Below are 10,790 nucleotides of genomic sequence, written 5' to 3' on the forward strand. Positions count from 1 at the left end.
AAAATATGTCAAAGGTAGCAGTGCTTGGATACGGAACAGTAGGCAGCGGAGTCGTTAAAGTTTTGGATGACAACAAAGAAGAAGTCAATAAAAGCGCAGGGCAGGAAATTGAGCTTAAGTACATTCTTGATCTTCGTGATTTTGAAAATGATCCGCATGAGAAACAAATTGTACATGATGTAAATGTTATTCTAGATGATCCTGAAATTGATGTCATTTGTGAAACGATGGGAGGTGTTGATTTCCCATATGAAGTTACCAAAAAAGCTCTTAGTAAAGGAAAAAGCGTCTGCACATCCAATAAAGACCTTGTTGCTGCTCATGGACCAGAACTCGTCCAAATTGCAAAAGAAAACGGCTGTGCATATTTGTTCGAAGCATCTGTCGGCGGAGGAATTCCGATTTTAAGAACTCTTAGAACTGCACTTAGACATGAAAAAATAGATTCTATTACAGGAATATTAAATGGTACAACCAACTATATTCTGACTAAAATGAATCGAGATCACGCAGATTTTTCAACTGTTTTGAAAGAGGCACAGGATAAAGGCTACGCAGAGAGAAATCCGGAATCAGACATTGAAGGTTATGATGCCAGCAGAAAGACAGCAATTCTGTCTTCCTTGATTAGCGGAATGTATGTAAAGTATGAAGATATTGATAAAACAGGAATTACAGCAATTACTCAGGAAGATTTTGCATATGCAAAGGCGCTTGGAATGTCCATTAAGCTTCTTGGAATGATTAAGAAAAATAACGCAGGATTTTTTACAATGGTATCTCCGTTTCTTATTCATCAGGAGAATCCGCTTGCAAGCGTTGATGATGTTTACAATGCGATTGTAGTGCATAGTAATATGCTTGGAAATACTATGTACTATGGAAAAGGGGCTGGAAAAGAAGCTACAGCTTCTGCAGTAGTAGCAGATCTTGTTGAACTAGCTGCTAATAAGGGAAAGTTTATTGATGTGAACTTGAATGATATTAAAGCGGAACTGTCCGATACTGGAAATTTTGTTCACCGTTTCTTTGTACGATGCAAAGATAAAAGTAGAGAACAGGCTATGGAACTTTTTGGTGCTAACATTCAGGTTGTGGAAACAAACAAAGTATTTGGAGAATTTGCTTTTCTTACAGATCTTATTTCTGAAAAAGATTTCAAGAATAAATATGCGGTGTTGCAGGATACAAAGGGATTTTTAAGAGAGTTATAAGATAAAATATATGTTTTTAGAAAGGATTTAAAATGAAAAAGGTAGTGAAGTTTGGCGGTAGTTCTCTTGCTTCGGCAGAACAGTTTGATAAAGTTGGTAAAATTATTAAAAGTGATAAAGACAGGAGATATGTGGTTCCATCAGCTCCTGGAAAACGATTCTCCAACGATAGAAAAGTTACAGATATGCTTTATGGTTGCTATGCACTTGCAGAGCAAGGAGAAGACTTTTCAAAGGAATTAGAGGAAATAAAGGCTCGTTATGATGAGATTATTCAAGGACTTAAGCTTACTCTAAATCTTACAGCAGATTTTCAGGAAATTGAGAAAAATTTTAAAGAAAAAGCTGGAAAAGACTATGCGGCTTCAAGAGGCGAGTACTTGAACGGAAAAGTAATGGCAAGCTTTTTGGGTTATACCTTTGTTGATCCTGCCACAGTTATATTTTTTGATAAAAACGGCAATTTTGATGCTGAAAAGACAAATGAAAAGATGAGCGCAAAGCTTAATAAGATTGAAAAAGCTGTTATTCCGGGATTCTTTGGTGCTAAGTCTGATGGTAGTATAAAAACTTTTTCAAGAGGTGGTTCTGATATTACTGGTTCTATCGTTGCCAGAGCTGTAAATGCTGACGTTTATGAGAACTGGACAGATGTAAGCGGATTTATGGTGGCAGATCCAAGAATAATAAAAGAACCAAAGAGCATTCAGACGATTACATATGCAGAGCTTCGAGAGCTTGCTTATATGGGTGCTTCAGTTCTTCATGAAGATTCAATATTTCCTGTTAGAAAGCAAGGAATTCCGATTAATATCAGGAATACAAACGCACCTGATGATGATGGAACTTGGATTGTAGAGTCAACAGCTAAAAAGTCCAAGTACACTATTACAGGCATTGCAGGCAAAAAAGGTTTTTGCTGTGTTAATGTAGAAAAAGATATGATGAATTCTGAAATAGGATTCGTTAGAAGAGTTCTTCAGTCTTTTGAAGATCATGATATCTCTATCGAGCATGTGCCATCTGGAATTGATACAATGACAGTATTTGTTCATGAAGATGAGTTTATCAGTAAAGAACAGGCAGTAGTAAGTGAACTTCACAGACTGGCAAAGCCAGATATGTTGGAGATAGAAGCTGATCTTGCGCTTATTGCTGTTGTAGGACGGGGCATGAAGTCTACAAGGGGTACAGCGGGAAGAATCTTTTCTGCACTTGCACATGCAAATATCAATGTGCGAATGATTGATCAGGGATCATCAGAGCTTAATATTATCATAGGTGTTGAGAATCGTGATTTTGAAAAAGCGATTAAAGCAATTTATGATATTTTCGTAGAAACACAGATTTAACTCAGTCGGAGAAATCCCCCACCTCTAAGCGTTAGCGTAGGTGGGGGTTATGACAAACTATACTCAGTCGGGGTACAAGCTCCGACTGAGTTAAACGCTCCGCGAGGATGCGCACGGATTCGGACAGGAATTTGTCTGCTGAAGCAGACCCGAATCCGGCGCGCAAGACTCGCGAGCGAGTCTTGACAAAATTGTCGCTTCATTCTCTGAAAATTTTCAAACTTATTTTTTATCGTAAATAAAATCAAGAAATGCTAAAGCTTTATCAGTATTTTTTGAATTTCCTATAATTCCATAAATTGGAGTTGTAGCAGCGTAGGTGTTGTTTTTAACAAAATAACTAGCATTATCAACGACTATGCCAACAGGAACAGGTTTTTTCATGTTGGACGGATCAGGAAGAATAAATTTTTGGTCGTCATCTGATATATTGTCTTGTTCTTTTGTAGAGGTGCTTTCTGAACTTGTATTAAATTTTTCTTTGTCCTTTTCATCAATAACAGCTTGATCAATGTAATAGATTTTATCCTTGAATTTTTCTAATTTATCGGAACTCATAATTGTTGATAAATCTGCCATGTATGAATTTTCTGCGTAAGTTTTGAACATCTTATAGTCGGAAACTAGAACATCCATCTCTGAACTGGCAACAACTGCCATTATTTTCTGTTGGTTTGCAAGGTCAAATTGTGATGGAGCGGACATGTTGATAGACATTGATGTATCAATGTAAACTTCGTATTTGCTGGTGTCGATTTTAGCATACTCAGCAAATTCATCCTGAATTTTTTGCGCATTTGCAGAAAATGTTTCATTAAGCAAAGTGGCATAAAAGCCATAAGGTTTAGATAAAACAACATCTCGAATTAGGAAAGCTAAAAATAGAATTCCTATAATAACAGCGGCAGTGTGAAATTTATAGTAATCCCAAAAATAACTTAAGGATGCCTTAAATCCCTTTTTTTGTATTTTTTTGTGTTGCTTTTTGATATCATCTCTAACAGACATTACTACCTCCTAAAATAAGTCAAAATATGACTATGATAATAAAAAACATAGTCAAATAAAATCCATCTATTCGATTATATCGCGATAAATGGTTAAAAGCTACGACTTCTTGCTGAGATTTATGATAATCATCAGCAAGAATCAGAAAATGTTTAGAAAAAAATAATAAATATATTGCCAAAATATTCGGGAAATAATCTCTATTTTATGGCATAATTACTAGTATGGCTTTGTACATTGCTTTTTCGTATTATTTTCGGAAAACTCATGTAAATAAAGGGCTTAAGTGGTGGTGTAAAAGGAGGGAATAGACTAGACCACATATAAAAGAGCAAATCTTCTGTGGTTCATATAAGATATACTTATATCAGATATAAATTATATGGATGAATAAGCTCTTGAAAGAAATCAAAAATTATAATATTATAGCAAACAAATCCGGAGTGTTTTGACTAAATAGTCTAATTGCTTTGGAGAATGGAGAAGACAAATGGGTGAACTTGATTATGTTGAATGTATGGTAAAGAGAAAACCTCAGACTGCGCTTGTGATGATGAAATTTGCATGTGGTTTTCTGTGTGTGTTAGCTGCTGTGTTTTTCTTTTTGATTGCACCGGCCTGCGGAACAGTAGCAACTTTTGGAAGTCTTATTATTGCACTTTTGGCTGGTTTTGGATGTTACTACGCAATGCTTAATGCCAATATTGAATACGAATATCAGTATTGTGAGAAAGAGATTACAGTAGATAAAATCCTCAACAAGAGCAGACGTAAGAGAATTGCTAAATATGAGACAGAGAGAATGGAAGCTTTTGGGCCTATTTCATCTTATCACTTGGAGGATTACAAAAATAAGAACTATCAGGTGAGAGATTATTCTAACGGGGTAATTGATAAACCTGATACAAGATATGTCATGTATTATGACGGAAGAGAAAAGATTATTATGAATCCTAATGAAAAGCTTGTAGCTGCTGTTTGGAATGTAGCACCAAGAAAGACATTTAAGGATTGATTGTTTTTTGAATATTGGTTGTTTTGCAGTTTTTTCTGCATAGATTATAATTAAGATTTTTACACAGGAGAAAGAAATGGGAAAGATTATCGGCGAAGGCATTACATTTGATGACGTTTTACTTGTACCTCAGTACTCACAGGTTATTCCTAATCAGGTACAGCTTGGTACACAGCTTACTAAAAATATTCATCTTAATATTCCAATGATGAGTGCAGGAATGGATACAGTTACTGAACATGATATGGCTATAGCTATGGCTCGTCAGGGTGGAATTGGTATTATCCACAAGAACATGTCAATTGAGGCACAGGCAGAAGAAGTTGATAAGGTTAAGCGTTCTGAAAATGGTGTTATTACTGATCCTTTTTCACTTTCTCCTGAGCATACACTTGCTGATGCAGATTCATTGATGGCTAAATTCAAGATTTCAGGTGTGCCAATTACAGAAGGTAGAAAGCTTGTTGGAATTATCACAAACAGAGACCTTAAATTTGAAGAGGATTTCTCACGCAAGATAAAAGATGTGATGACAAAAGATAATCTTGTGACGGCTCCTGCTGGTACAACTCTTGAAGAGGCTAAGATGATTCTTGCCCGTTCCAAAAAAGAAAAACTTCCTCTCGTTGATAAGGATTTTAATCTAGTTGGACTTATCACAATCAAGGACATAGAGAAAGCTGTTAAGTATCCTCTTGCGGCTAAAGATTCTCAGGGAAGACTTCTTTGTGGTGCAGCTATAGGAATAACAGCAAACGTATTAGACAGAGCAAAGGCTCTTATGGATGCTAAAGTTGACTGTGTAGTACTTGATAGTGCTCATGGACATTCTGAGAATGTTCTTCGTTGCATACGTATGATTAAAGAGAACCTTCCAGAACTTAATGTTATTGCTGGTAACGTTGCAACAGGCGAAGCTACAAAAGCTCTCATTGAGGCTGGCGCAGATGCTGTTAAGGTCGGTATTGGACCTGGTTCTATTTGTACAACAAGAGTTGTAGCAGGTATCGGTGTTCCTCAGGTAACTGCTGTTATGGACTGTTATGAAGTTGCAAAAGAGTATGGTGTTCCGATTATTGCTGATGGAGGAATCAAGTTCTCTGGCGATATTACAAAGGCTATTGCTGCAGGTGGAAATGTTGTAATGATGGGTTCAATGTTTGCAGGTTGTGATGAGGCTCCTGGAGCAACAGAGCTTTATCAGGGACGTAAGTATAAAGTTTATCGTGGAATGGGCTCTATCGCAGCTATGAACAATGGTTCTAGAGACCGCTATTTTCAGGAAGGTGCAAAAAAGCTTGTTCCTGAAGGTGTTGAAGGAAGAGTAGCATACAAGGGATCTGTAGAAGATACAGTATTCCAGCTTATTGGCGGTCTTCGTTCCGGAATGGGTTATTGTGGATGCAATACAATTGAAGAACTTCATGAGAAGGCACAGTTTGTTAAGATTACATCCGCTGCACTTCGTGAGAGCCATCCTCATGATATTCATATCACTAAGGAAGCTCCAAATTATAGTGTTGATAATAACTAAAGATTAAGAATTATTAAAGGTGCAAATTAGATGGAATTTTAACCACTAATTTGCACCTTCTTTTCTAATTTTTTATAAGACTGTCAATATCTGTACTGTCTTTATGAACGTATATATTTTTATATCTGCCTGTATTCATGTTTATTGCTGCAGAAACTCCGGAGCATGACCCGGAAGCAAGTAGGGAGTTGCACTCTGATAGAAGAAGTATTGACAGAATATATTCGGCTCCAAGTGTAAAACCTTTTCCTTTTATTTTCCTTTTTCTGTGCATTTCTGCAAGCATTTCATTTTCTTTAGTGGTAAAACGTTGTTGATCAGTTGAGTATACTATATCTCCAAATTCCTTTTTAAAATATTTTAGATAACTCTCATCTTCAGTTGCAAGATAAATATATTTTAAATTCCATTTTTTTAAAGCCTGTTCTATCTTGTCTCTTAATACTTCTTTTGATACGTGAGTTGGGTGGTTATCAAGGTGAGCATTAACAAAATCTGTTCCTCTTGCAAGAACACCTAAGGTTTCGTTTGGATAAGGTAGAAACTGATCTTTTCTTTCCTCAATATAATTTTTTAAGTTCATACTGTATAGACCGTTTATCCAAGATAAATTTATGCTTGAATTATACACTGACATTATATGTGAAATAACTGTCGGATTATAGCACTCAGGAGTGAAATACACATTTTTACTGTTTATTAGGTTGTCAATTGTGTATTCTTCAGGTTGTGTGAAAAATTTATTCCATATCTCATCACCTCTATAATCCTGATAAATACTAAGGCTTCCATGTATGTTTTGGATGTTGAACACAGGAATAAAACCTTTAGCTTTAATATATCGTGCATAGGCAATAGCCTGCGATCTAAGGGCAAATAAACCTAGATTTCCATATCGCGCATCAATGATTACAAATTTTTTGTCGGGATTCTCATTTCCAAATTCTCTTTTATCCGCAAATAGAAATGTGAAGAACATTACTTCATCATAATACAATATATGACTTTTATAACGGTCTAACGGCTCTGCATGAGGATTTCCATACATGATACACAGAGTTTTTTTGGCAAATATGTGATTGGCCATTTTTTCAGGAATGAATTTTTCCTCATAAATTGTTTCAACGCCTTGATGATGGGGAATAATATCTAGAAAGTAGCGCCAGTTTTTTCCAACCAGGATAACTCTATTTCCTTCCCATAGCCTTAATGCAGTAACATACAATTCGATAGCATAATCATTGCAGTCATTGAGGATAAGACAGTCATAACTGTTAAGAAGTGACATGTCTAGTTCTCCGGTGTAGATGTACGAGTGAATATAGGCAGTAATATCAAAGCGCATAGCAAATTGCTCATTTCCATATTGATCTACTGCGATAGCATAATTGTTCTCGATAATGAAGTCATGAGCTCTTTCGAACATGTTAGTTGCAATTTCGAATCTTCCATAGGACGAATTATAACCCAAAACTTGTCTTGCGGATTCAAGCGCATTACTGTCGATTATTATCATATAAACTCCTTAGTTCAAAAAGCTTGTAAATATTAGTCTTTTCACTGTATATATCGACTGTAAAGCGCTAAAACAATAGCTTTTATTGAAGTAAGATATCATTTGTGAGATTTAATAAAAAAGGATTAAGATATCAAACTAGTGAATATTTGCAATTTTTATCATTGTTAATATACGGTCTTCAAATTGGAAATGTTTAATGATTTTTTCGTGACCATTAGCAGCTATTTTTTGTCTGAGATCATCGTGTTTTAAATAAAACTCAGCCTTGGATACTGCATCTTCTATGCTTTCATACATTACAACTTCTTTTCCATCTAAAAAGAACTCGGCAAGCTCTGTTTGATAATTGCTGAAAAGAAAACCTCCTGATCCCATTATGTCTAATGCGCGTAAAGGAATAGCACTTCGAATGATTCTAAGACTAGGATTTAAGTTAATTTTGCTTGATTTGAATAAGCTTGGCATATCAATGCCATAAGCAATTGGTGGATGTATAGTGACTTTTTTTAGTAGTTCTTTTTCTGAATCTGTAACTTCGTAAGTGTATAAATGAACATCTCTTCTTTGCGATAGAAGTCTAAGGAGAGTAATTCGCTCAACATGAGCAATTTCCATTGCGAAAGCAAAATTTAGCTGAGCTGTGGAAATTTGTATGGCATTTTTGTTAAGTGTTTTGTAGTGAGTGTTTATTTCAGAAACTAGCTTATCGTCTATAACCCTGTCAGCGATATAGAGTCCATAAAGTGGAAATTGTGAACTGAATATACCTTTCAGGTAACCCTTTTGGTAATCAGACATAATACTGCTAAGTTCTGGTAGCATCGAGTGATATAAATTTCCCATAAGGCTTATTTCGTGAGAGTATTCAGGCTTTACAGGATATTGATTAAGGCGTTTGCAATTAGCAGCAAGCGGAAGATGGTAAAAGTTTGAATAGCCCTTTTTGTTATAACGAGTGGTTTCTTCTCGGTCAAACATGAAAACGTAAACGTTTTCTAAATCAAATCCCTCCTCAGTATCCAAATTTAATGGAGTATCATAGCTCCATGCAAGATATTTCACATTGTATTTTTTGCAAGTCATACCAATAACCGGATAGAAATTTGTGCTTATAACAGCATCGAAATCTGTGTTTTTTAATTCTTTTTCAAGTATTGATTCTATTTCCTCGTTATGATATTTATTTTTGTATTGTTGCTCGTTTCTGCTTGGAGTTGATGCAACAAAGCTATATACGATATTTTTATAACTATGACCAAGATTTTTAAGCGCTTCTAGCATATCATAGTGGATATATGAACCAACATCGATAGTTAAAAAATGCATTTGTCACCTCGTTTAATGAATAATGGAACTTGTCTGTTCTTCATATTTTGTTATTTCAACAAGTAGAGTATTCCATTTACTATAAGCATCTTCATCTTCCTTTTTTAAGAGTTGACCTAGTTCTCCGAGTATATAAAAATATTCCTCCGGAATAAAATGCAGTGTAGTGACAATGATGGCAATCATGGAAAATTTGTTCTTTAAAATAAGTTGCATTATGGTTTTTACAGGTATATGTGAAAAAGCAACTCGCCGCATCATGAATTTAAGAAGATTGAATTTGTGAAGAAGAGCTTCATAGAAAGATTCATCTTCTTTGCATTCAATACTATCAGCAAACAAAAGCATTTCATAAACGTCTTCAAGGTGATGTATTTCCAAAATAAAGTGAATGTCTATAAGCAATTTGTTATAGCAGATAGCAGTTCCAGCATCTTTTAAAGCGTTAAAGGCGAGATAATACTGTTTTTCATTGAGCATTGATTTGACCAATTCTAAAAGTCTGTTACAGATTGTATATACACTTGCTTTGACTTTGATTTCTTTATCTAGCTTGTCCTTCTCTTTACTTGAAAGTGATTTATATGATGTGATATCGGTATTTCTGAATTCTGCAAAATAGTTCTTGTACAAATCATAGAACTTTGCTTTGCAGAACTCGTAATCATTGGAATTAACAAGAACTTCATCATAAAAAGCCCACATGCAGTCTTGGTAGGGAATAGCAATTTGATGGTTATGTTTTCGAAGAATAATACATTGTGAAGCTATATTGAAATAATCGCCATACAGCCTTTCTTCCCAATGGTAGTCATATCTTGTAACTAGTAGTGTTTCGTCTGTTGTATGAACTCTTGGAGTGACTCCAAATTCGTTAACTTTTTTGTCAGTTCGTACCTGGGTAATAACATCTGAATAAACATCCTGGACATAAGAGGCTCCAATGTTGTAATTTTCTTTACCATCTGACCTCTTTTGGATGAACGAAGCCCCTTTAATTCCGATTGCTCCAATTGCAGAATCTTGTCTAAAGCATGCAATTATGTCATAGATAAAATTCTGATTAAGAATGAAGAGTTTTTCTGATAGATAGATTTTTATAGCGGCATCACAAGAGCACATTGCGTCATTGTAACCTGAAGCAATACTGAAAGGATCATCTATTATAACAACTTCAACAGCAAAACCAAAAGGAATGTGAAGCCGGCTTATATAAAAAAGGCATTCGTTTAGATAGTCATCGTCGAAAGAACAAATAATAAATGCTACCTTATGGAAGTTTTTAGCTTCATTGACTTTAGACACTGATTGCTCTCCCTGTTTAATAAATGAAAGATGGTTCAAGAAAAAAGTCAGAATTTTTACTAAGATTTAGGAGAATCATCAGTAAGAATTCTGTTTTGCACGACCAAAATAATCTGACGACAAATTTGGACCTTACAAAAAGCAAAAGTATTATTATATATTGATATTTTATCATAAAAGTGATAATTAGTGTGTGGCTTCTTGAATGTTGTTTGCATGAAAGTTGCTACCATAAAAATGAGGTGTTTTTTGACGCATTTTTAATAACATGTTATGATTTGTTTATTGTTTATAAGTGGCAGTAATAAAAAGTTGTTATTGTTATATTAACGCAGTGGGGTTGCCTAATAAATGAAAGGAGAAGCTACTTGGATGAATTTTTGTAGAATTGCTAAAAATGTTATTGAATAATATTAGTGCAGCCAAGATTAAGGATAATCATCAACAAGAAGTCATGACTTCTTGCCAAGATTTAGGATAATCATCAGCAAGAATCCTGCTTCGCAGGACAAAATTT

Annotated in this window: 8 protein-coding genes; 4 read left to right on the forward strand and 4 right to left on the reverse strand. The window is 35.0% G+C overall.

Going from position 1 to position 10,790, the window contains the following annotated elements:
- Window positions 1–5: 5 nt before the first annotated feature.
- The gene (locus tag G634_RS0112415) at window positions 6–1,214 is read left to right on the forward strand and encodes a homoserine dehydrogenase (protein WP_035799975.1); all 1,209 of its coding nucleotides are present in this window, start codon (window positions 6–8) and stop codon (window positions 1,212–1,214) included.
- Window positions 1,215–1,246: 32 nt separating this feature from the next.
- The gene (locus G634_RS0112420; protein ID WP_026505558.1) at window positions 1,247–2,566 is read left to right on the forward strand and encodes an aspartate kinase; all 1,320 of its coding nucleotides are present in this window, start codon (window positions 1,247–1,249) and stop codon (window positions 2,564–2,566) included.
- Between the two features lie 222 nt (window positions 2,567–2,788).
- On the opposite strand, the gene G634_RS0112425 is transcribed toward G634_RS0112420, so the two are convergent.
- Window positions 2,789–3,574 carry a hypothetical protein gene (locus G634_RS0112425; protein ID WP_026505559.1) on the reverse strand — a complete coding sequence of 262 codons (786 nt, stop codon included), beginning with the start codon at window positions 3,572–3,574 and terminating at the stop codon, window positions 2,789–2,791.
- 490 nt (window positions 3,575–4,064) lie between these two features.
- Here G634_RS0112425 and G634_RS0112430 point away from each other — a divergent pair, with 490 nt between their 5' ends.
- The gene (locus tag G634_RS0112430) at window positions 4,065–4,589 is read left to right on the forward strand and encodes a DUF6106 family protein (protein ID WP_026505560.1); all 525 of its coding nucleotides are present in this window, start codon (window positions 4,065–4,067) and stop codon (window positions 4,587–4,589) included.
- A 76-nt stretch (window positions 4,590–4,665) separates the two neighbouring features.
- A complete protein-coding gene (gene guaB / locus G634_RS0112435; RefSeq protein WP_026505561.1) occupies window positions 4,666–6,123 on the forward strand; it encodes an IMP dehydrogenase in 1,458 nt (485 codons plus the stop codon).
- A 64-nt stretch (window positions 6,124–6,187) separates the two neighbouring features.
- On the opposite strand, the gene G634_RS0112440 is transcribed toward guaB, so the two are convergent.
- The 3 genes from G634_RS0112440 to G634_RS20445 form a co-directional block, all read right to left on the reverse strand.
- Window positions 6,188–7,639 carry a hypothetical protein gene (locus G634_RS0112440; RefSeq protein ID WP_026505562.1) on the reverse strand — a complete coding sequence of 484 codons (1,452 nt, stop codon included), beginning with the start codon at window positions 7,637–7,639 and terminating at the stop codon, window positions 6,188–6,190.
- 138 nt (window positions 7,640–7,777) lie between these two features.
- Window positions 7,778–8,968 carry a glycosyltransferase family protein gene (locus G634_RS0112445; RefSeq protein ID WP_026505563.1) on the reverse strand — a complete coding sequence of 397 codons (1,191 nt, stop codon included), beginning with the start codon at window positions 8,966–8,968 and terminating at the stop codon, window positions 7,778–7,780.
- A 12-nt stretch (window positions 8,969–8,980) separates the two neighbouring features.
- Window positions 8,981–10,273: a glycosyltransferase gene (locus tag G634_RS20445; RefSeq protein ID WP_051233946.1), complete on the reverse strand. Its 1,293-nt coding sequence runs from the start codon at window positions 10,271–10,273 to the stop codon at window positions 8,981–8,983.
- Window positions 10,274–10,790 lie beyond the last annotated feature (517 nt).

It is taken from the genome of Butyrivibrio sp. NC3005 (genome assembly GCF_000424545.1).
In the GTDB taxonomy this organism is placed as follows: domain Bacteria; phylum Bacillota; class Clostridia; order Lachnospirales; family Lachnospiraceae; genus Butyrivibrio.

Excerpts from the sequence above, each read along its gene's own strand:
- G634_RS0112415 (WP_035799975.1), top strand. The coding sequence starts at position 6 with ATGTCAAAGGTAGCAGTGCTTGGATACGGAACAGTAGGCAGCGGAGTC.
- G634_RS0112420 (WP_026505558.1), top strand. The coding sequence starts at position 1,247 with ATGAAAAAGGTAGTGAAGTTTGGCGGTAGTTCTCTTGCTTCGGCAGAA.
- G634_RS0112425 (WP_026505559.1), bottom strand. The coding sequence starts at position 3,574 with ATGTCTGTTAGAGATGATATCAAAAAGCAACACAAAAAAATACAAAAA.
- G634_RS0112430 (WP_026505560.1), top strand. The coding sequence starts at position 4,065 with ATGGGTGAACTTGATTATGTTGAATGTATGGTAAAGAGAAAACCTCAG.
- guaB (WP_026505561.1), top strand. The coding sequence starts at position 4,666 with ATGGGAAAGATTATCGGCGAAGGCATTACATTTGATGACGTTTTACTT.
- G634_RS0112440 (WP_026505562.1), bottom strand. The coding sequence starts at position 7,639 with ATGATAATAATCGACAGTAATGCGCTTGAATCCGCAAGACAAGTTTTG.
- G634_RS0112445 (WP_026505563.1), bottom strand. The coding sequence starts at position 8,968 with ATGCATTTTTTAACTATCGATGTTGGTTCATATATCCACTATGATATG.